The 20,830-nt window shown below is 34.2% G+C and carries 23 protein-coding genes; 9 read left to right on the top strand and 14 right to left on the bottom strand.

Annotated features, from left to right (window positions below; genetic code table 11):
* Positions 1 to 2: 2 nt before the first annotated feature.
* Genes CD041_RS12165 through pgsB form a run of 4 tightly spaced genes read right to left on the bottom strand, consistent with a single transcriptional unit; the run spans position 3 to position 2,856 of the window.
* Positions 3 to 164 carry a hypothetical protein gene (locus CD041_RS12165; RefSeq protein ID WP_002478612.1) on the bottom strand — a complete coding sequence of 54 codons (162 nt, stop codon included), beginning with the start codon at positions 162 to 164 and terminating at the stop codon, positions 3 to 5.
* Positions 157 to 1,221, bottom strand: a complete 1,065-nt coding sequence (locus CD041_RS08780) for a CapA family protein (protein WP_002478611.1) — start codon at positions 1,219 to 1,221, stop codon at positions 157 to 159. Before CD041_RS08780 ends, CD041_RS12165 begins: the two co-directional genes overlap by 8 nt.
* Before the next feature lie 23 nt (positions 1,222 to 1,244).
* Positions 1,245 to 1,697, bottom strand: a complete 453-nt coding sequence (pgsC, locus tag CD041_RS08785) for a poly-gamma-glutamate biosynthesis protein PgsC (protein WP_002460457.1) — start codon at positions 1,695 to 1,697, stop codon at positions 1,245 to 1,247.
* Between the two features lies 1 nt (position 1,698).
* Entirely contained in the window at positions 1,699 to 2,856 is a 1,158-nt protein-coding gene (gene pgsB, locus CD041_RS08790; RefSeq protein ID WP_002478610.1) for a poly-gamma-glutamate synthase PgsB, read from the bottom strand.
* Between the two features lie 506 nt (positions 2,857 to 3,362).
* Between pgsB and CD041_RS08795 the strand changes: the two genes are divergently transcribed.
* Complete coding sequence (locus tag CD041_RS08795) at positions 3,363 to 3,689, top strand: hypothetical protein (protein ID WP_070648321.1); 327 nt, start codon at positions 3,363 to 3,365, stop codon at positions 3,687 to 3,689.
* 29 nt (positions 3,690 to 3,718) lie between these two features.
* Here the strand turns inward: CD041_RS08795 and CD041_RS08800 are convergent, their stop codons facing one another.
* Entirely contained in the window at positions 3,719 to 4,690 is a 972-nt protein-coding gene (locus CD041_RS08800) for an alpha/beta hydrolase fold domain-containing protein (protein ID WP_037545355.1), read from the bottom strand.
* Positions 4,691 to 4,988: 298 nt separating this feature from the next.
* On the opposite strand from CD041_RS08800, the gene CD041_RS08805 reads away from it, so the two are divergent.
* The gene (locus tag CD041_RS08805; RefSeq protein ID WP_002492388.1) at positions 4,989 to 5,954 is read left to right on the top strand and encodes an L-lactate dehydrogenase; all 966 of its coding nucleotides are present in this window, start codon (positions 4,989 to 4,991) and stop codon (positions 5,952 to 5,954) included.
* 355 nt (positions 5,955 to 6,309) lie between these two features.
* Here CD041_RS08805 and CD041_RS08815 read toward each other — a convergent pair whose 3' ends face one another.
* The gene (locus tag CD041_RS08815; RefSeq protein WP_002492415.1) at positions 6,310 to 6,642 is read right to left on the bottom strand and encodes a thioredoxin family protein; all 333 of its coding nucleotides are present in this window, start codon (positions 6,640 to 6,642) and stop codon (positions 6,310 to 6,312) included.
* 35 nt (positions 6,643 to 6,677) lie between these two features.
* Complete coding sequence (locus CD041_RS08820) at positions 6,678 to 7,082, bottom strand: acyl-CoA thioesterase (RefSeq protein ID WP_002478605.1); 405 nt, start codon at positions 7,080 to 7,082, stop codon at positions 6,678 to 6,680.
* 212 nt (positions 7,083 to 7,294) lie between these two features.
* Between CD041_RS08820 and CD041_RS08825 the strand changes: the two genes are divergently transcribed.
* The gene (locus CD041_RS08825) at positions 7,295 to 8,350 is read left to right on the top strand and encodes a zinc-dependent alcohol dehydrogenase family protein (RefSeq protein WP_002460465.1); all 1,056 of its coding nucleotides are present in this window, start codon (positions 7,295 to 7,297) and stop codon (positions 8,348 to 8,350) included.
* 178 nt (positions 8,351 to 8,528) lie between these two features.
* Here the strand turns inward: CD041_RS08825 and CD041_RS08830 are convergent, their stop codons facing one another.
* From CD041_RS08830 to cidR, 4 genes are all read right to left on the bottom strand, one after another.
* Positions 8,529 to 10,268: a pyruvate oxidase gene (locus tag CD041_RS08830; RefSeq protein WP_002460466.1), complete on the bottom strand. Its 1,740-nt coding sequence runs from the start codon at positions 10,266 to 10,268 to the stop codon at positions 8,529 to 8,531.
* A 51-nt stretch (positions 10,269 to 10,319) separates the two neighbouring features.
* Positions 10,320 to 11,012 carry an LrgB family protein gene (locus CD041_RS08835; RefSeq protein WP_070648324.1) on the bottom strand — a complete coding sequence of 231 codons (693 nt, stop codon included), beginning with the start codon at positions 11,010 to 11,012 and terminating at the stop codon, positions 10,320 to 10,322.
* The gene (locus CD041_RS08840) at positions 11,009 to 11,398 is read right to left on the bottom strand and encodes a CidA/LrgA family protein (RefSeq protein ID WP_002478601.1); all 390 of its coding nucleotides are present in this window, start codon (positions 11,396 to 11,398) and stop codon (positions 11,009 to 11,011) included. The genes CD041_RS08835 and CD041_RS08840 overlap by 4 nt, the downstream gene beginning before the upstream one ends.
* 217 nt (positions 11,399 to 11,615) lie before the next feature.
* Entirely contained in the window at positions 11,616 to 12,494 is an 879-nt protein-coding gene (cidR, locus tag CD041_RS08845; protein ID WP_002478600.1) for a cidABC operon transcriptional activator CidR, read from the bottom strand.
* A gap of 171 nt (positions 12,495 to 12,665) precedes the next feature.
* On the opposite strand from cidR, the gene CD041_RS08850 reads away from it, so the two are divergent.
* Both CD041_RS08850 and CD041_RS08855 read left to right on the top strand, forming a co-directional pair.
* Positions 12,666 to 12,881: a sterile alpha motif-like domain-containing protein gene (locus CD041_RS08850; protein WP_002478599.1), complete on the top strand. Its 216-nt coding sequence runs from the start codon at positions 12,666 to 12,668 to the stop codon at positions 12,879 to 12,881.
* A 310-nt stretch (positions 12,882 to 13,191) separates the two neighbouring features.
* A complete protein-coding gene (locus CD041_RS08855) occupies positions 13,192 to 13,626 on the top strand; it encodes a CHAP domain-containing protein (RefSeq protein WP_002460471.1) in 435 nt (144 codons plus the stop codon).
* Between the two features lie 131 nt (positions 13,627 to 13,757).
* Here CD041_RS08855 and CD041_RS08860 read toward each other — a convergent pair whose 3' ends face one another.
* Positions 13,758 to 15,047 (bottom strand): hydroxymethylglutaryl-CoA reductase, degradative, encoded by a 1,290-nt coding sequence (locus CD041_RS08860; protein WP_070648326.1) that lies wholly within the window; start codon positions 15,045 to 15,047, stop codon positions 13,758 to 13,760.
* 2 nt (positions 15,048 to 15,049) lie between these two features.
* The gene (locus CD041_RS08865; RefSeq protein WP_002460473.1) at positions 15,050 to 16,204 is read right to left on the bottom strand and encodes a thiolase family protein; all 1,155 of its coding nucleotides are present in this window, start codon (positions 16,202 to 16,204) and stop codon (positions 15,050 to 15,052) included.
* Positions 16,205 to 16,324: 120 nt separating this feature from the next.
* Here CD041_RS08865 and CD041_RS08870 point away from each other — a divergent pair, with 120 nt between their 5' ends.
* Entirely contained in the window at positions 16,325 to 17,494 is a 1,170-nt protein-coding gene (locus CD041_RS08870; RefSeq protein ID WP_002460475.1) for a hydroxymethylglutaryl-CoA synthase, read from the top strand.
* 206 nt (positions 17,495 to 17,700) lie between these two features.
* Here the strand turns inward: CD041_RS08870 and CD041_RS08875 are convergent, their stop codons facing one another.
* Positions 17,701 to 18,264 carry a TetR/AcrR family transcriptional regulator gene (locus CD041_RS08875; RefSeq protein WP_002460478.1) on the bottom strand — a complete coding sequence of 188 codons (564 nt, stop codon included), beginning with the start codon at positions 18,262 to 18,264 and terminating at the stop codon, positions 17,701 to 17,703.
* A gap of 140 nt (positions 18,265 to 18,404) precedes the next feature.
* On the opposite strand from CD041_RS08875, the gene CD041_RS08880 reads away from it, so the two are divergent.
* The 3 genes from CD041_RS08880 to CD041_RS08890 all read left to right on the top strand — a co-directional run bounded on the left by CD041_RS08880 (position 18,405) and on the right by CD041_RS08890 (position 20,820).
* Positions 18,405 to 19,136, top strand: a complete 732-nt coding sequence (locus CD041_RS08880; protein WP_002460479.1) for an ABC transporter ATP-binding protein — start codon at positions 18,405 to 18,407, stop codon at positions 19,134 to 19,136.
* Positions 19,133 to 20,218, top strand: a complete 1,086-nt coding sequence (locus tag CD041_RS08885) for an ABC transporter permease (protein ID WP_070648330.1) — start codon at positions 19,133 to 19,135, stop codon at positions 20,216 to 20,218. Before CD041_RS08880 ends, CD041_RS08885 begins: the two co-directional genes overlap by 4 nt.
* Before the next feature lie 470 nt (positions 20,219 to 20,688).
* The gene (locus CD041_RS08890; RefSeq protein WP_037545387.1) at positions 20,689 to 20,820 is read left to right on the top strand and encodes a beta-class phenol-soluble modulin; all 132 of its coding nucleotides are present in this window, start codon (positions 20,689 to 20,691) and stop codon (positions 20,818 to 20,820) included.
* The last annotated feature ends 10 nt before the right edge of the window (positions 20,821 to 20,830 follow it).

Raw genomic sequence — 20,830 nt, forward strand, 5'->3', positions numbered from 1 at the left:
AGTTAGCTTGCTCCTTTTGAAAGATATTGCTCTGTGCCATTCTCTAACTCTTGCTTTTCAAATTTATCTAAACCTTCATTCGCTCTTGAAAATGTAACCATGATTAAAATAAAAAGTACAATAAGGACAACTGTTATAGCAACATAATGTTCTTTTTTATTCAAATGAATAACCCCCATCTTTTTCGGCTTTTAAATTGACATGCTCGCCTTTAATGTTGTTATAAAATTTGCGTTGTTCCATTTTACTCATTAAATCTCTAGTTATCTTACCATCGGAAGATTTAATAGGCGTCAAATGGAAACGACTTGCTTTACCAGTCCAATCTTGCTGCACAATCATACCTTTATGATTTTTTGATAGAAATTCATCTGATGTTGTATTGCCTAAACTATAGAATATGGGTTTATTTTTGTACTTATCTATTTCTTGGATGACCGAATTATGTCCGATAATAATGTCAGCTCCTGAATTTATTAAAGCTTTCGCATATTCACGTTGTCGTTCTGTAACGTTGCGTTCGTTTGGAATACCCCAATCTACATTAACAACGACGTAGTCATTATTTTGTTTTAATTTTTTTAACAGTGGCATAAAAATATTAGGATCCAGACTAATGGATGTTGTATTTTTCAATGGCCCTGTGTAATTTGACTCGACATCTGTAAACGATACATTGGCAATTTTTTTATTTTTAATTGTTTGTTGAACCGTTTTACTATTAATAGGATTAGAGCCATTACCAGTTAAAAAGTTATATTCTGTTTGGGCCTCCACTTTTTTACTTAAATCTTGAGCTTGTACATTATCAACTTCGTTATTTATAAGATTGACACTTTTAATATTCTGATCTTTTAGAAATAAAATATTTTCTAAATTCTTTTTCAAATTCTCATCACTTTTATCTGAAAAGTGATTTACATGCAGTGATGCCGTTGAAAAATCACTTTGCTTTAATGGTTGTTTTAAACTAGCGAACACATCATTGAGATTGATATTACGTATATGTGAGTTAAGGTTAATGTTGCCTAGATAAGTCATGCGAATATTATTTCCAGATTTAGGGATACTATCTACTGGCTCAACCTTTTGCGAGCTAATTGCCACAACTAATAACACAAGCGTAATTACCAGCACAATTAATGTATATAAAAAGTTACGTCGTTTATGTCGTTTTGCTTGTTTTAACAACCACTCACTTGCTGTTAACTTCTTTTTCATGATTTTGCGCTCCTTGCTCGTAATTAATTAATAAAGCTATATAAGAACAAGATGACATAAGTGATACAAGTTAATAACATTGTCGTTGATAAGGTAATTACGACACCTTGTTTTTGAATTGTATTCGCAATTATTCCTGGTATAACAACACCTATGCCTGATACTTCTACGACTTCAAACGGGGTTATTGGATAAATTAAATCAAAGATAAATTTTAATACCATTCCCGTTAAAATCATCGCTGCAAATTTTCGTCTACCATATAAAATGACCCATTTGCTTATGCCAAATGTCACAATAAAATAAGTTAAGCAGCTAATGACGAGCACTGATAATAACATGATGGGCTCATCAAAGATAAGTGCTAGGTAGCCTGGTACAACAAGCCCTGCTGGATTAATTCCAAATTTTTCAGCAAAAATCAAACTAAGCACAATTCCTACAAATAAGGAAAAATATAATTCTGAACCTATCATTTTATTCTATCCCTTCTATAAATTCTGCTATTCTTCCACCTGGTCCATGAATGTTGCCGACACAAAATACAAGGGCATGTTGTGATTCTTTAAGAATCGTTCTTTCTATGTCTGCAAACGGGGCACCTTCTAAATTCAAATAGCGTTTATTAGGTTGTGATTGCATCTTATCTGTCACCATTTGCGTACTCTTTCCAGTGCAAATGAGTGTGTCATAATCTACTTCAGCAATAAAGTTTTCAACGAATTGTCTCGTTCTATCCACTCTGTCTGAGCGACAGTTTAAAATTACAATCTTCTTGCTGTATGGATAATCGTAACTTTCCACTTTATTTAAAATCGCTTTCGTAGATTGTGGTTCGTTAGCGGCAAATGCATTAACAAAGACGTTTGTTGTGCTATTTGCTTGGAAATATTTAATTTCTACCGCACCAGGATCAGGTGGTGCGTTAAGCATACCTTGCAGTGCTGTTTGTTGATCAATACCTAATGCCTGGGCTACACCTAAAGTAATCGCCACATTATCTGGAAAGACAAGATAGTCAAATTTTCTCAAATAAGACTCTGGTACTTTTTCTTTATCAACAACAATTAACTCTGTTTTGCGCTTGCGTGCTTCTTTAGCAAAAAATTTAGTATACTTATCTTGCATTACGACTAATTTGCCGTTATATGGAATTGTTGCAGTGAAAGCTTGCGCCACATCTTGCAACGTTGGTCCTAAAACATCCATATGGTCTTCCATAACATTAACAATGACACCAATATTGGCCATAACTAAATCATTTTGAAACGTGATTTGATAATCTGGATTAACTGCCATACATTCATTAACAAGTGCCGTTGCACGTTGTTTTACCACTTTACGGATAATGTCTCTTTGTTCCCCAATATTAGCTCCTTGTGGCTTTCGAATGACTGGATATTCTTTATCTGTAAACCAATACAGCATTCTGGCATCCGTACCAGTTGTCTTACCTACAACTCTAATGTGATCTTCACGTAGAACACTGTAAACCATCCGTGTGATTGTTGATTTACCTCTTATACCGTTAATATTAATTCGCACTGGAATTTTATTAAGTCGGTTGGTATGACGCCGTTTTTCTTTAATTCCTAACCATAATATAAGCGAGACGCAAATTATAATGAGAATCAATATTATGTACCTCTTTCCTTGATTTTCTACTAGCTGTAATAAATAGGTAGATAAGTGAAAAGGCGGTCATAACTTCGACGATGTTTTTCACTTCGTACATTCCCGTTATGCCACCTATGCTGTTTTTAGTGTGTTGAACAAGTCACAACACTCTATCTCAATATGTATAGATCAACTTAATTTTCTTTTAAGATGAAAACATCTTGCATTAAGAACCCTCCCAATACGCCTAATATTATCAAACGGTTGTTGAGCGCGTTTTAAAAACTTTAATTTTTTGTTAAGTATAAATTAATATTTGTAAATTTTCAAATAAAATCGTTTCTATTTAAATTGTTTTTAAGTAAAAACTACAAAGATAACTTTTTTAATATAGTAATTAATCAAATAAAAAATATTTACTTAACCTTTACATTATCTTAAAGATGATATGTTACGTTAAACATGAGTTAAATGGGATTAGAATGATGACTTAAATTTAAGGATGAAATCTTAGGAGGAACAAAATGGCTAAGTCTAGAAAAATAGTGATTAGCATTTATCTAGGGACCGTTTTTATCGCATGTACAACTTATCTTGCATTAATTCTCATTGGTAGTTTACAAGGAAATGATATGAGCAATTCTGTACTTGATACCGATCATCGCTATATTAATCATTACAAAGAGGCAGCAAAATCTGATACATCTAATGGCACTTTTAATCACTCTCTAAATCACAGTAATCAAAACAATTGGCTTTCTCACACTATGATATCCCAAATCAATGATGATAATACCTTCAAATTAATTACCCAACCTAAAAAAGCAACTTCTTCTTATCTTGATAACTGATAGGTTGAAGTTGCTTTATAATTACATGTCTATTTGATAATTGTTTTCACTTGTGCAAAGAATTTTTCTCGTTCAGGAATTGGAAAAATCGGATAGATATGAAATAAATTGTAACCTGGATAGAAGTCATGAAGAATGCCTTGTTGATTTAACAATTTAGATAAACGTAGTGCATCAGGATATAAAGTTTCTTTAGTACCGATAAAGATTGAAATTTTGCCAAGCCCTTGTAACGTGCCATTAATTGGAGATATTTTATAATCTTTAATAGCTGTTTTTCCTGCCCACAATTTAATAAAATATTTTGTTCCATCAATGGCAACCATTGGATCTACTTTTTCATATTTTTGAGTATCTGGGTTGCTAAATGTGCCATCCAATACTGGTGATATCAAAATAATATGTCCTGGTTGCGCATACGTCGTCTCTTCTTTTAAATATTGTGCAAATGATAAGGCAATTTGTCCTCCTGCCGAATCTCCCATAAGAATGAGTTGTTCTGGATTCTTAACCGTAGTCAATAACTTACCATAAAGTCGATACAATAAACTAAATGTCGTACGATAATCACGGTGTGGCACTTTCGGATAAACGGGCATCACAACTTTAGCATTTAAACGGCCTGCTAAGGTATCGATAAAGTCAAAATGTTGTTCAAGTGGATCTTGAAACCATGCACCACCGTGAATATAAAGAATCGTTTGTTGTGTAATATCTTGATGATCATTAATGATATATACAATTGAGCCACTGTCATCTTTAATAGTAACTGAATGTTTAAATTCATACGTCGTTCCACTATATTTTCCTGCCGTTATATCTTTCATTTCTTCTATAGCTTCTTTGGCGTTTTCCACTGATTCAAAAGGTTTTCTCACTCTAGTTAAGCGCAAATATTGTTCAAATAAAAAGCTTCGATAACTTCTTTTTTCTCTAAATTTAGCAAAAACCAGTGTTCCAAGCACTGTGGAACATAATATGCTAATCAATTGTTTTTTCATTAAGAAGCTCCTTCCTATATGTTACATTTCTAGTTTAATACATTTTTGACGATTATTTTAATGAATTTCATTAGTACATGGTTTTAAGATGATAATGTGAAGTAAATAGTAGCATATTTGCGACCTTTAAAGAGATGATTCATTAATTTCAGATGTCTACCACCGTAACATGTAGTTATTGCACGATATAATAAACCAAAGTTAGTAGTGTCATATTTTATTTTTATAAAATTAATGATAAAATCGAACTAATTAACTTTATGTTATAACCATTTCAATAATGAGGAGGCTTAATTTGATGAAAAGAAATAAAATTGTCTTAATTGGTAGCGGACATGTAGGTTCTTCCTTCGCTTACGCCCTAGTATCACATGGATCAGCCGATGAACTTGCTATTATCGACATTGACACTGAAAAGGCTGAGGCTGACGTTTGGGATTTAAATCATACTACCCCTTTCAGTCACAAACCCGTCAACGTTTATATTGGTGATTATAGTGACTGTCAAGATGCAGATATTATCGTTATCTGTGCGAGCGCATCTTTACCAAAAGGGGAAACACGTCTCAAATTATTAGAGGATAATGTAGAAATCTTTGTGCCAATGGTGCAAAAAATTGTAGATCAAGGGTTTGATGGCCATATTATATTACCGTCAAATCCTGTTGATATTATGAGCTATGTCGTGAAAAAAGTATCTGGATTTCCCAAATCAAAAGTTATTGGAACTGGAACATTGCTTGATTCGTCACGATTCCAATATTATATTGGTCAAGCACTAAATGTTGCACCTCAAAGTGTTTATGCGCCTGTTGTAGGTGAACATGGTGATTCTCAAATTGCTGTATGGTCTCATGCACGCGTTGCTGGAGAACCAGTTTTACCGATGTTACAACAATGCTACGGTAATAACGTTGATGCTGAAGTACAACGAATTACTGAAATCACTAAAAACGTTGGCTATGATATCTATGTACGTAAAGGCACAACTTGCTTTGGCGTAGCACTCGGCATTTTACGTGTTGTTGAAGCAATTTTAAATAATCAAAATATCATTTTAAACGTCTCTAGCTATGTTGAAGGAGAATATGGTCTCACTGATTTATATATAGGTACACCAACACGCATCAATGGTGCAGGTGCACAACAAGTTATTGAACTCAAACTCACAGAAGAAGAACAACATCAACTACAACAATCGGCAGCTGTTATTCATGACTATCAACAACGTGCAGATGCATTAATAGAAAAATTTAAGAAATAAGGAAAGATAAATATACTGGAATATACCCCCAAATAATACGGCGCGTGACAGCATTCATTATGAATTCGTAGTCCTGTCCCGGCAAGAATAGCTAGAATTGAAAAAAGCTTGCTATCATCCTATTTTCAATCCAGTCAACGACTGCCAATATAGTGTTTATAGCCTAAAACATAATGATGTTACAGACTATATAACTATAAAAAAAGCTATGAATAAATCAATCGTCTCAGATTTATTCATAGCTCATCTTAGTATGTTTATAAATCAATACGCCGTATGATATGGCGAAAGCCATACCTGAGAAAAAGATTTTAGCGCTGCAATTTAGTCCATTACATTTATGTAACAAACTGTTTTATTTATACTCTATATTATCATTTAATTCTACCAGTTGACGCTCAAATCTTTGCATGTCTATGAAACGTGCTTGTCTATGCACTTCCTTACCTTGGAAGAAGATTAGATCTACCGGCACTGTGAATATAGATAACTGCCTAGTGATATCTTCAACTTTGTTCTGATTAATCACCCCTAATTTAACACGGGGGAATTGTTGTATTAAGTCATCTAATTGTGGCAGTACAGCATAACAGACGCTGCAACCTGACTTCATTACATGTAAGACGCATAGTTGATTAGCGTCAACAAATTTTCGGTATTCATAAATATTTGTTAAGTTTTCATACACGATGTTCACCCCATGTTTATGATGCACACAGTTACTTATTTTAATATTTTTTGAAAAACTGTGGGCATTTTAGTGATTTTCTGTTTATCTAAATCATAAAAACATCCAGTTTGGTATCCTACACAATGAACACGATCCGCAGACGCAATTTCAAATTTAAAAATCCATTTTGTGCGACCACTTTTCATAAACCAACATCGTCCTACTGGTTTATCATGAATAGTAATAGGCACTTTATATTCCACTTCTGTCTTCATTAATATTGGTGAAATACCCTGTTTCATCATTTCTGAATAATTCATGTATTGATTAATAAATATCGTACGTAAATCTTCAAACCATCTTATATAAACAATGTTACTTACGATACCCATCGCATCAATATCGTAACCATTAACTTCAATATCATTTTCAACTACTAATAAACCTTCTTCAGTCATTACACACACTCCTTAAATAATAATATATCTCTATTTTAAGTCGTCGGCACTTAAATTTCATCTACTTGAGTTTTAGTTCCAAAAAGCAGCTCACAACATATCGCAAAAGTATATATAATTTATTATATTTCACTACAAATAAATACATTTATAATGGAAAAGATGGTATAATAATTGTGAGAATTTTCACATTTTGATTGGAGGTTTTATTTATGAAAGCTTATAATTATGAAAAACCTGGTGTAGCTAAACTTATTGACAAAGAAAAGCCTGTAGTTACAGAAAGTACAGATGCGATTATTAGAATGGTCAAAACGACGATTTGTGGCACAGATTTGCATATCATAAAAGGCGATACACCTGAAGTTCCTAAAAATACAACATTAGGCCACGAAGGTATCGGTATTGTTGAATCTGTTGGTTCAAATGTTAACAACTTTAAAGTCGGCGACAAAGTTATTGTGTCTTGTATATCATCATGTGGTAAATGTTATTACTGTAAAAAAGGAATCTATGCCCATTGTGAAAATGACGGTGGTTGGATTTTAGGCCATTTAATTAATGGTACACAAGCAGAATATGTCAGAGTACCTTTCGCAGACAATTCACTATATCATGCACCTGAGTCGTTACCAGATGAAGCATTGGTGATGCTTTCAGATATTTTACCAACTGGTTACGAAATTGGTGTATTAAAAGGTAAAGTTAAACCAGGCAGCACCGTTGCTATTGTTGGAGCCGGACCTGTTGGTTTAGCAGCTTTACTAACCGCTCAGTTCTTCTCTCCTTCAAAAATCATCATGCTCGACTTAGATGACAACCGTTTAGCTACAGCTAAATCACTTGGTGCGACGCATACAATTAATTCAACGCATACTGAAGAAGCGATTAAAAAAGTGAAAGAATTAAATCATCGTGGTGTAGATGTTGCTATTGAAGCTGTAGGTATCCCTCAAACATTTGATTTATGTCAAAAATTGATTGGTGTGGATGGCACAATCGCCAACGTTGGTGTCCATGGCTTGCCAGTTCAATTTGATATCGATAAATTATGGATTAAAAATATAAACGTTACAACTGGTTTAGTATCAGCTAATACAACTGAAGAGTTATTAGAAGCATTAACAACTAAAGTCATCGAACCAGAAAAGCTTGTCACTCACTATAGTAAATTAAGTGAAATAGAAAATGCTTATGATTTATTTAGAAATGCAACGGATCACAAAGCAATTAAATTACTGATTGAAAATGATATCACTCAACCATAAATAAAAAGGGCGTGTGACTGGGATTGAAAAAGCTTGCTATCAGCCTATTTTCAATCCAGTCAACTACTGCCTATATATAATAAGAGCCTAGAACAAAATGATGACTTGCTGCCTTCAATATCTACTTTGAAAGCAACATATCAGTTCATAATGTCCTAGGCTTCTTTATCTTTACTTATTACAAGAATCGTTTCACAGCTACTGAAATAGGCGGAATTTGATCTAAATCAAGATGTTTATCTTCTGTAACTGAACGATATGCCCATTTACCATAACCAAGTGCTTCATCATTAACGATTTTACCTGGTAATGGTGCAGCGTTTGGATCTACATGCACATCAACAATTGTTGGTTGATTTTCTGCTAACGCAGCTTGGACCACATCATCAATTTGGTTTGGATCTTTTAAGACATAACCTTTACCACCAGCAGCCTCAGCAAACTTAGCATGATTCATATCTGAGAAATCAATCGCATATTCTAATTCTCCTGCAGCTTGTTGTTCATATTTAATAAATGATAATTGTTTGTTGTTCATTACAAAAATAGTCATCGGCAAATCATATTGAACAGCTGTAGCAAAGTCTTGCATTACCATTTGGAATGCACCATCACCTACGATAGCTATCGCTTGACGTTTTGGATATGCAATTTTTGCAGCAATTGCACCTGGTAAGCCACAACCCATTGTGCCGAGCCAACTTGAAATAATAAATTTATTATTTACAGAAAGATTTAAATAACGTGTTGACCATACTGTTGAAGTACCAACATCAATAGAAAAAATGGCATCGTCATTTTTATATTCACTAATCGAACGCATTAAACGTTCAGGACGGATAGGGCTGCTCTCATTACGCATATCTTGATCCATCCATTTATCCCATACGGCTTTACGTTCTAATGTTTTATCTAAAAATGCACGTTTTGGCACATGTTTAATTGTTTCAGTTAGTTGATGTAGCGCAACTTTACTGTCCCCAACAATACCTACATTGATGTCAAAACGATGTCCAATAATTTCTGGATTAGTATCAATTTGAATCGCTTTGATATTTTTCTTCGGTAAATAATCTACATATGGATAGTTTGTCCCTACCATAATCAATAGATCCGCATCTTGCATCGTTTGATATGATGTTTTCGTACCAATTTTACCTAAATTACCAATACTATATGGATGATCATCAGGAATAACTGTTTTCGCAGGTAGTGTGTGGATAACTGGTATTTTTGCTGCTTCCACAAACTCACGTAATTCTTCACGCGCATTTTGTGCACCTACGCCAACAAGCATGACTGGTTTCTTACTTTTATTAATAAGTTTAGCTGCTTTTTTAACTGCGCGAGGTTTTGGAGATGGTGCTTTTGGACGCATTGTATCAACAGCTTTATGTGTCGTATCTTTGATTTTGTCATTTAATAAATCATTAGGACAAATAACAACCGCTACGCCTTTTTTCTCATATGCCGTACGAATTGCCTCATTAACAACTTCAAAGACATTGTCTCCTTTTTGGATTTGATGACTGTAAACAGATACATCTGATACCATGTCAGTAATATTTGTTTCTTGGAATGCTTTCGTGCCTAACAAACTACTGTTTGTTTGACCTGCTAAAATTAATTGCGGTACTCCATCTAATTTCGCATCATACATTCCGTTTAGTAAGTGAACAACACCTGGACCACCAATACTTAAGGCAACCCCAATTTTACCTGTCATTTTAGTGTAAGAAGCCGCCGCTAAACTTGCAACCTCTTCGTGACGGACATGATAGAATTTAAAAGCATCTCTCACTGTACGTAAATTATCTACAACAGCATCGATTGAATCACCTGGAATCCCATATAAATGGTCAATATCCCAAGCTTGTAATGCTCTCACTAATGCTTCATTTGCTTTAATTTTCGCCATTTTTCAAAATAGCCCCTTTCTTAACTAGTATGAATAAATGTTATATTCCCTTTAATAAAACAAAATAATCATTACTGGTATTAAAATCGAACTGATAACAGCCGTTAATATCATTCCAATGGAGCTAAAAGCGCCAGATTCATGGTCTAGCTCAAGGGCTTTGGCGGTACCAAAAGCATGTGATGCATTCCCATATGTTAAGCCTTTGGCAATAGAGGTTTGAAATCCGCCAAACTTAAGCAGCATAGAACCTAAAATACTACCAATTAACCCAGTAGTTATAATAAACATAACTGTAACTGTATCAACACCGCCTAATTTTTGTGAAACTTCGATGCCTACTGCTGCAGTGATAGATCTTGGTAGTAATGTCACTATAGCTTCTTTAGAAAAGCCCAGTAATTTCAACGAAACAAAGACTAACACAAAATTTAATATGACGCCAGCCATCACGCTTGAAAATATAATTGATAAATACTGTTTAATTTTATGTCTATTTTCATATAGGGGATATGCGAGACAAACAACTGTAGCATTTAATAGATGATTAATCCATTGACCACCGATCATGTAAGACTTATAATTCATTCCTAAAATTAATAAGATAGCAATAACTCCAATTGAGCCAATAAGTGCTGGATTTAAAAACGGATTATTATTAAACCGATGTTGTACCCATTTAGCTCCTAAGTACATAATAATTGTAATTAAAATCATTGCAGTTGCTTGAAAAAATGTTGTCATTTACTATTTCCTTTCCCGGTCATGGGCTTTTTGACCATGGTCTCTGCAATATAGCCTGAGATTAACGCAACCAAACTTGTTCCTATTATAATAACGAAGAAAAAGATGACATAATTAAAGTTAATATTAGACACGATATCCATAATACCGACTACAGAGGGTATAAAGAAAAAGACCATTGATTTAAGAAAGAAGTCTGACCCGTCTTTCACCCATTGTAATTTAATAATTTTGAACTGAAGTAAAAAATAAAATAAAATGAGGCCTACAATACTGCCTGCTAAAGGAATATGAAATAGTTGTTGAAGAACATTACCTAAATAACTGACTCCCATTATAATAGCTATTTGAAGCAATAACTTGGCCGTAAAATATGCATAATTCACTTTCATCATTCCTTTCTATAAATTTGTCTAAATTGTTACAGCAATTTTTGCTCATATAATTAATTTTAATTCAATTTTACCTATTATAAAAATATTGTTTTTATATGTTATGTATTACTTTTTTCTATGGAAGCGCTCTCTATATACTGTTTATTTAGTCACAATAAAAAACGCACAGAGCCCACTTTAGCTCCAATGCGTTTCGTAAGTTTTCATATTATTTTAAATGTGCTTGCATAAAATCTACCCAGCGTTTAGTTGCATGACTAAGTGTCTTATCTTTCATCCAAATTACACCCAATTCCCAAATCATGGTAGGATTTTTAATATTAACGCTGCTAATGCGATCACTCAACATATTTACAATACTTTTCGGTAAAATACTTACTCCCAGATGTGCAATTAATAAATCTTCAATAAACTTCCATTGCGAAATGTTAGATATTGCATGTGGAATAAAACCATTATTTTTAGCCGCTTCAATAATTTTATCATTCAAATAAAAATCCTCATTAAATAAGATAAAATCTTCATCCTTTAAATCACTCATCAAAACAGACTCCTGTTGTGCAAAGGGATGATCTTTACTAACAACTAGAACGAGTTCTTCTTTGTACAGTGCCAATGAATTGAATCTATGTGCATCTACAGGGAGGGTGGTAATGCCGATATCCAAAGTACCTTTATCTAAATTTTCTTCAATGTATTTGCCACCATGTTCATTTAAATTGTATGTTACGTTCGGATAGAGTTGATGAAACTCTCCTAAAATACGAATAAAATGGTTAACGTTCATTACAGCAGACATGCCTATATTAATATGTCCAGAATCTAGTTGCGATAACCCTTTCATCTCCGCGGGAATTGTACTATATAAATTAAGAATTTCTTCACTTTTTTTATAGAAAATTTGCCCAGCATCAGTCAAAATAAGCTGCCTATTTTTACGATCAAACAATGGCATTTCTAATTCTGATTCAATATCTTTAATGGCCTTACTAATTGTTGGCTGTGCAATAAAAAGCGCTTTAGAGGCGTTAGTCATCCCACCTTGCTTCACTACTTCAACAAAATATTTCATATGCTTAATATCCACTATGCAACCTCCCACTATCATTTAAGCCTATTATACATGAAACAACATTCTAAAATAAATGCAACTTTATATAGTAGTCAGTCATAATTTTTCAATTTAAAATTGTTGTGTTTCAGTTTGATAAATCATGTTATACTCAAAAAGGCTCAATTTGAAAATCGAGGTGATGTATTGAGCTTTTACGAATTTATGCAAAATTTTGTTGGTGATGACACACCATTAGGTGAATTGGTTGCTTGGATGAATCAAGATACCGAATTTCCTAGAGACGTGAAGAGCCAATTAGTAATTATGTCATATTTTCGTGAAAATCCGTGTCCTGAAAACATACCTGTGACAAGTATAAAACGGGCATTATCTGTTTTTAACCAATTCACTAATGTATGATTTCTATATAACATGGAAATATTCATCTCACCATGCAAAGCTGGGATCTCAATCCCAGAATAATAGCACAAAGATGATTTGACCTAAATCATCTTTGTGCTTATTTTATAAGCTAAGTACACACATTATTTGTAAATCTTAAATGAAGTATGAAGTTAATTTATTAATACGATTACAGGATGAAATATAATATTGCAGAGACATTACATTTAGTTATATAAATGGTTTCTTATATTGTCTTATACCTTTTAAAATAATATGATAATTACGGTTAATAAAAACTATTGTATATTAGGAGACGCAAATAAAAATGAATTTCAAAAAATTATTCACAAGTATTGTCTTATCTACAAGCATTTTATTTGTTGGTACTTTCACGTACCAAAGCGTTGAACAAACTCACGTTTCACATGCTGCATCATATAATTATTACAATAAACATCAATGTACATGGTGGGCTTTCAAACGTCGTGCGCAAGTTGGTAAACCGGTTTCTAATCGTTGGGGGAATGCGAAAACTTGGTACAAAAACGCAAAACGTTCTGGATATGCTACAGGTCATAAACCACGTCGATACGCAGTCATGCAATCAACTGCAGGCTATTATGGGCATGTTGCCATCGTAGAACGTGTTAATCGCAACGGAAGCATCGTTATTTCTGAATATAACTACAATCGGCCACTAGCATATGGCACTCGAACTATTAGTAAAGGGTCAGCACGTCATTATAACTACATCTATTAATACGTGAATACAAGCTTATTAAGGACACAACTACAGTTACAATAATAAGAACGGCAATTTCTATTGAAATCACTTAGAAATTGCCGTTCTTATTTTATCTATTATGATATTTTACAACATCATGTGCACATCTATTTCAATTCATCGTTACGACGTAATTGCTTTAATATTTGTGTTGCAACAGTTGTATTAGCACGATCTGTCTTTTTTAGTTCATTTGCAACTTGCTGAATTTCATCACCTTTAGCTCCTACAACAATAGCCAATGATTTATATTGCAAGCTCATGTGACCTTGTTGAATACCTTCTGATACTAATGCGCGACATGCCGAAAAGTTTTGCGCTAATCCTACTGCAGCAACCACATGTCCTAATTCTTGAGCCGAGCCAACATTCAATAATTCCAATGATGCCTTAGCAATAGGTAGTACTTTGGTGCCACCGCCTACCGTTGCCAATGTCATAGGTACTTCTATTGTTCCAATTAGCTTTCGACATTCTCGATGATATTGCCAAGTCGCAACACCTCTATATTGTCCGGCACGACTTGCGTATGCGTGAACACTTGCCTCTGCGCCACGAGTATCATTACCAGTCGCTAATACAACAGCATGTATGCCATTCATGACGCCTTTATTATGTGTTGCAGCACGATGTATATCTACTTGTGCCAAGACTGAAGCACGTTCCATACGCTTAGCAACTTCTTCACCACGATAATCACCACGATTTAAATCTTCAACATCAATTTCACCCTGTACCTTTACAACAGATGCTGTCGCATGATTAGATAAAATGCTCATCAAGATATCATGTTCTGGAAATTCATGTTTTAAATAATTCGTGATACCTTCTAATATCGTATTCAACATATTAGCACCCATAGCATCCTTAGTATCGACAAATATTTTTAAAGACAAGAATCCATCTTGAGGGAAAGTATCAATATCAAGTCGGCGATAGCCACCCCCTCGAGCAATCATTGAAGGATAAGATTCATCTGCAATCGCTTTAATCTGAGATTCTAGCTGTTTAATCGCAGTGGCTAAAGAAGCGGTATCTTTAACGTTATCGAAGACAATTTGACCAATCATCAATCGTTCACTGATTATCGTTTTAAATCCTCCTGTTCGATTGATGAGTTTAGCGCCATAGCTTGCTGCTGCAACAACAGATGGTTCTTCTACCATCATAGGCACAACATATTCCTTATCATCCACAATAATCTTAGGCAAAAGACCTACAGGTAAAGTTCCCTGTCCTATCATATTTTCTATTAAACTATTTGCTATATCCTCATCGATAAGTGGATGATTAAGCAGAATATCATGTGTTTCTGATGTTATCCAACCATGTGTTTCTAACTGATTTAACTTCTGTGATCGCGTTAAATGTCGAAAATCTTTACTTAAGCTCGTCATGCTTATGATTCCCCTTTTTCAATCATTAGCGCAATACCTAGGCCGCCACCAATACAAGCAGTAGCTACACCCGTTTGCTTTTCTTCTTGCGCCAATGCGTTTACCAATGTTGTCACTAACCTTGCACCACTTGCGCCAATCGGATGACCAAGTGCAATTGCACCACCATATATATTTAATTTATCATCCGGAATATGCAAATTATCTTTAACTGGAATACTTTGTGCTGCAAACGCCTCTGTCATTTCTACAATATCTACTTGATCAATATGACGCTGAGTTTTTTCTAATAATTTTTCAACAGCATAGAATGGAGCATAGCCCATATATTGTGGATCGCAACCAACTTCAGCGTAGTCACCTATCAAGCCAAGTATCTCGAATCCATGTGCTTTAGCATAACTTTCTTCCATCAAGATAAGTGCAGACGATCCATCATTTATACTAGAAGCATTGCCACCTGTGACCGTACCTTGCTCTTTAAATATTGTTTTTAACGTAGCTAATTTCTCAACACTACTATTAGCACGAATACCTTCATCTGAAGTCATTTCATTACCTTCAGCATCGATTAGAGGCACTATTTCATTATTAAATTTTCCATTTATTGTAGCCTGATGCGCCTTTTGTTGTGATTGATTAGCGAACGCATCTTGCATTTCTCGACTAATATGATATTTTTCTGCAATGTTTTCAGCAGTCACACCCATTGGAACATAATGGAAAGCATCGGTTAAACCATCATGCATAAAACTTTCTACAGGGTCTTGTCCTTCTTTTAAAATCAACTGTGGTGCATTTGTCATACTTTCAACACCACCAACTGCCACAACTTTTGCTTCGCCTAATTGTATTAATTGCTTGCCTAAAATAATTGCTTTAAGGCCTGAACCACATACCTCGTTTATTGTCATTGCCGGTGTCGTGTTAGGTAACCCAGCTTTAATAGCAATTTGACGTGCTGGATTTTGACCAACCCCACTTTGAAGAACGTTACCAAAAATGACTTGTTGAATTGTACTTGGATCAATATCAATAGCTTCTACTGCTGCTTTTAAGGCTGCTGTTCCTAGTTCAACTGCTGAATAGTCTCGTAACTTACCTTTGTATCTTCCAATTGGTGTGCGTTTAGCACTAACGATTGCAATATTTCTCATGTTATTTTTCTCCTTATATGTAGATATATATCTTTGCCATTCAAATCGTCAATTTGGTATGATAATGATTAAATATGGCTACCATTTTAATTAAATTAATCGAAAGGATGTAATGCCCATATGAATATAGGTATCGATAAAATTAACTTTTATATTCCTAATTATTTTATAGACATGGTTAAGCTTGCACAAGCACGCCAAGTTGATCCTAATAAGTATTTAATTGGTATTGGACAAACACACATGGCGGTAAGTCCAGTTAACCAAGATATTGTATCAATGGGAGCTAATGCTGCTAAAGATATTATAACAGATGATGACAAAAATCATATTGGAATGGTCATTGTAGCAACAGAGTCCGCTATCGATTCAGCAAAAGCGGCTGCCGTTCAAATACACCATCTTCTTGGGATTCAACCCTATGCACGTTGCTTTGAAATGAAAGAAGCTTGTTATGCTGCCACACCAGCGATTCAACTTGCTAAAGATTACTTAGCAACACGTCCTAATGAAAAAGTATTGGTTATTGCTAGTGATACGGCACGATATGGTCTTAACACAGGCGGTGAGCCAACTCAAGGTGCTGGAGCTGTAGCAATGCTCATTTCACATAACCCACGTATTTTAACATTAAATGATGACGCTTTAGCATATACTGAAGACGTTTATGACTTCTGGAGACCAAGCGGTCATCATTACCCACTTGTCGATGGTGCTCTATCTAAAGATGCCTATATTCGTTCTTTCCAACAAGCATGGAAGACTTATGCATCTCGCCAACATAAATCATTAGCTGATTTTGCTGCGTTATGTTTCCATGTTCCTTTTACTAAAATGGGTAAAAAAGCATTGGATTCTATTTTAACTGATACTGATGAAGCTACAGCTGAACGCTTAGAAACTGGTTATCAAGCAGCTACACATTATAATCGCTATGTAGGTAACATCTATACAGGTTCGTTATATTTAAGCTTAATTTCATTGCTAGAGCATCATGACTTACACGCTGGGCAAACAATTGGTTTATTCAGTTATGGTTCCGGTTCTGTTGGAGAATTTTTCAGTGCTACTTTAGTTGAAGGTTTTGAACAACATCTGAATCATAAAGCGCATCAAAATAGTCTTGATCAACGCATCGAACTTTCTGTAGAACAATATGAAGATTTCTTTAATCGCTTTGATCAATTACAGTTTGATCATTCAAAAGAAGCTGCGAGTCAACAAAATCAAATATTCTATCTTGAACGTATTTCTGATAATATTAGACATTATCACACGCCACAACAGTGACCTATAAAATGGGGAGCGGGACAGAACTCATAATGAATTCGTAGTCCCGCCCCGGCAAGGTTGACTAGGATTGAAAAAAGCTTGGTATCCAGCTTATTTTTCAATCCAGTCAACTACTGCCAATACATATAGTTTATAGCCCAAAACATACTTATGTCTCAAACTGTTTTTCCATATAAAATGTTAAAAATTTCTCCATGGCTAACTCAATCAAATACTGTAGTCAAAATATGATTCATAATCATAGCGACTTCTTTCGGCTTTTCTTTTCTTCCTCTCTGCACCCAATCTTGTAATACACCGAAAATAGCATTACTCATAAAAATAATTAAAAAATATTTTTCTTTATGTGTTAAGGTCTGTGTCTTTAAAAATGGAATTAAACGCACTTCAATATTCTGTTGCAAATTGCGTTTAATATCTTGATGAATCATATGCGCACCTTTATCCTCAATCAGTTTTAAAAAAATACTCCCCTCTTGTTCCCAAAAGTTTAAGACATTTTCAAAGAATTGTATTTTATTATCAAATTGAACCTTTAAAATACGCTTTTTAATGCTTTTGATAACCTCTTGCTGGTATGTCATAATAAAATCTTCTTTATCTTTATAATGCAAATAGAAAGTAGCACGACTTACACCACTTGCTTCACAAATATCTTTAACCGATATATCATTATAATGTTGTTCTTCTAGTAGCTGTAACATCGATTCACGTAAACGTTTTTGAGTACGCAATACGCGCTTATCCATCAACTGTTCTTGTTTCATATGGCACCGCCTCTTTAATTTTTTCTATACAAAACATAATAGTGTGTCTAGTAAATCAACAATTATTGTTCTACCTTATATCAATTGGTTTATATTTAATATATAGAAATTAGACACTGTGTCAATAAGGAGGAGAAATTATGACAAAAACACCTATTGCACAACTATCACGAGCTGAAAAATCATTCAATAAAGAGCCTGTACTTAATCAAATTAGTCTCACTATCAACCAAGGTGAACTATTAGGTTTAATCGGACCTAGTGGTTGTGGTAAAACTACAACAATTAAATGTTTACTTGGTATGGAAAAGCTTAACTCTGGTTCAGCAACTATCTTTAATCAAGCAATGCCTAATCGTAAAGTATTAAGTCGTATAGGTTATATGGGACAAACAGATGCACTATATGAAAGCTTAACAGCACGTGAAAATTTATTATTTTTTGGGCGTTTGGCTGGCTTAAAAGGCGAAAGCCTAACTGATAATATGTTGGAAGCCATGGACTTAGTAGATTTAATGCATGCCATTGATAAACCTGTTCACACTTTTTCTGGAGGAATGAAGCGACGATTATCATTGGCTATCACCCTACTTTCTAAACCTGAGTTGATTATTTTAGATGAACCTACAGTCGGTATTGACCCAAAATTGCGACAACATGTTTGGCAACAGCTTAAAGACTTAACTCGTAAAGGACAAAGTGTAGTAGTTACAACACATGTCATGGATGAAGCTGAACGTTGTGATAAGGTAGGACTAATTATTGACGGACAATTAGTTGCGCTCGATACGCCATCAGCATTAAAGCAACAATTTAACGCGCAATCTATTGAAGATGTTTTTATTAAAGCTGAAGAGGGGCAAGACATATGAAACTTATCGCAATCATCCAACGTGTAATTAAAGAGCTTTTACGTGATAAACGTACGCTCGCATTGATGTTTCTAGCACCACTGCTTATCCTAACACTTATGTATTTTATTTTTAATGGCAATGATGATGATACGTTAAAAATTGGCGTGGCAGATTCTGTGAAGTCAAACATCACGAGCCAACTCGAAACCAAACATACTGACATTCAACGCTTTAGCACGAATAAAGATATAAAAAATAAGATTGAACACCATGATTTAGATGCTTTTGTTTATCAGACCCATCACAAACTTCAAGTTATCTATAAGAATGAAGATCCAAGTAAATCATCGGCAGTAAAGCAAATGATTGGCAAAGCTATTCAACATAATAAAATGTCAGAAGTAACTACAATGATGCATAAGCTGCCACAATCTCAATTGCAGAAAACGAGTAATACATTAACAGTTGATGCCCATTATTTATATGGTTCAGCAGATAGTACCTATTTTGATAAAATGTTCCCAATCCTCATGGGCTTCTTTGTTTTTTTATTTGTATTTTTGATTTCAGGCATTGCTTTGCTACGAGAACGTACAACAGGAACATTAGAACGCTTGTTGGCAACATCTATTCGACGCAGTGAAATCGTCTTTGGTTATCTTATTGGATATGGTGCATTTGCTATTGTACAAACTTTAATTATTGTACTGTTCTCAATTTATTTATTACAAATAAATTTAGCTGGACATCTTGGGTATGTCTTGCTGATTAATATATTATTAGCTTTTACAGCTCTAGCTATGGGTATTTTCATTTCCACATTTGCAAATTCTGAATTTCAAATGATTCAATTTATTCCTATTGTCGCTGTACCACAAGTATTCTTTTCAGGTATTTTCCCACTAGAAAATATGCCTCAGTGGTTAAGTAGCCTTGGATACTTATTCCCACTGCGCTATGCTGGCAATGCATTAACCAATGTCATGATTAAAGGCTTGGGTTGGCAAGATATTTGGTTAGACTTGACTATTATAGTTATCTTTATGCTTGCCTTTATATTGCTAAATATAATTGGTTTAAAACGTTATCGCAAAGTTTAACAATGTGACATCTCGTTACACTAGATTATAAATAAACATATGTAGCACAAAATTCATTATCTATATTTATTTTTAATTATAATTGCTTGCAACTCTTTTCGTCTTTGCACACACATTTCCAAAGTGTTGCATTTTTGTGCTTTTTCGTTATTTACACTAGATTTACAATCACGCTAAACCTTTGATATTGAGATAATTACAGCGATTTTTACTATATTCCTAACTGTTATAAGGTTGACACTTTTGTACTGATAAACATAACTTAGGCACAATTTCACTAAATCTACAAAATCTACTCTATAATTTTAGATAGTAAGAGGCACACAATAAAGGAGGTAACTACAATGATGATTGCAGATATTATTGGCGGTATCATTAAGTTGATTAAAACTTTAGTTGATACATTCCGCAAAAAATAGTTTTTAAATAAGGGAAATTAGGACTAATACTATATAAAGGAGTGGATTTACATGTCAGGTATCGTAGATGCAATTACTAAAGCAGTACAAGCAGGTTTAGATAAAGATTGGGCTACAATGGCTACAAGCATTGCTGATGCAATCGCTAAAGGTGTAGACTTTATCGCTGGTTTCTTTAACTAAAATATAAATT

It is taken from the genome of Staphylococcus lugdunensis, from assembly GCF_002901705.1.
GTDB lineage: Bacteria > Bacillota > Bacilli > Staphylococcales > Staphylococcaceae > Staphylococcus > Staphylococcus lugdunensis.

Bases quoted from the DNA above. Each gene is read 5' to 3' on its own strand.
- CD041_RS08860 (WP_070648326.1), bottom strand. From the start codon at position 15,047: ATGACGAGCTTAAGTAAAGATTTTCGACATTTAACGCGATCACAGAAG.
- CD041_RS08780 (WP_002478611.1), bottom strand. From the start codon at position 1,221: ATGAAAAAGAAGTTAACAGCAAGTGAGTGGTTGTTAAAACAAGCAAAA.
- CD041_RS08870 (WP_002460475.1), top strand. From the start codon at position 16,325: ATGAATATAGGTATCGATAAAATTAACTTTTATATTCCTAATTATTTT.
- CD041_RS08855 (WP_002460471.1), top strand. From the start codon at position 13,192: ATGAATTTCAAAAAATTATTCACAAGTATTGTCTTATCTACAAGCATT.
- CD041_RS08880 (WP_002460479.1), top strand. From the start codon at position 18,405: ATGACAAAAACACCTATTGCACAACTATCACGAGCTGAAAAATCATTC.
- CD041_RS08820 (WP_002478605.1), bottom strand. From the start codon at position 7,082: ATGACTGAAGAAGGTTTATTAGTAGTTGAAAATGATATTGAAGTTAAT.
- CD041_RS08825 (WP_002460465.1), top strand. From the start codon at position 7,295: ATGAAAGCTTATAATTATGAAAAACCTGGTGTAGCTAAACTTATTGAC.
- CD041_RS08890 (WP_037545387.1), top strand. From the start codon at position 20,689: ATGTCAGGTATCGTAGATGCAATTACTAAAGCAGTACAAGCAGGTTTA.
- CD041_RS08805 (WP_002492388.1), top strand. From the start codon at position 4,989: ATGAAAAGAAATAAAATTGTCTTAATTGGTAGCGGACATGTAGGTTCT.
- CD041_RS08830 (WP_002460466.1), bottom strand. From the start codon at position 10,268: ATGGCGAAAATTAAAGCAAATGAAGCATTAGTGAGAGCATTACAAGCT.
- CD041_RS08875 (WP_002460478.1), bottom strand. From the start codon at position 18,264: ATGAAACAAGAACAGTTGATGGATAAGCGCGTATTGCGTACTCAAAAA.
- CD041_RS08795 (WP_070648321.1), top strand. From the start codon at position 3,363: ATGGCTAAGTCTAGAAAAATAGTGATTAGCATTTATCTAGGGACCGTT.
- CD041_RS08885 (WP_070648330.1), top strand. From the start codon at position 19,133: ATGAAACTTATCGCAATCATCCAACGTGTAATTAAAGAGCTTTTACGT.
- CD041_RS08835 (WP_070648324.1), bottom strand. From the start codon at position 11,012: ATGACAACATTTTTTCAAGCAACTGCAATGATTTTAATTACAATTATT.
- CD041_RS08865 (WP_002460473.1), bottom strand. From the start codon at position 16,204: ATGAGAAATATTGCAATCGTTAGTGCTAAACGCACACCAATTGGAAGA.
- CD041_RS08800 (WP_037545355.1), bottom strand. From the start codon at position 4,690: ATGAAAAAACAATTGATTAGCATATTATGTTCCACAGTGCTTGGAACA.
- pgsC (WP_002460457.1), bottom strand. From the start codon at position 1,697: ATGATAGGTTCAGAATTATATTTTTCCTTATTTGTAGGAATTGTGCTT.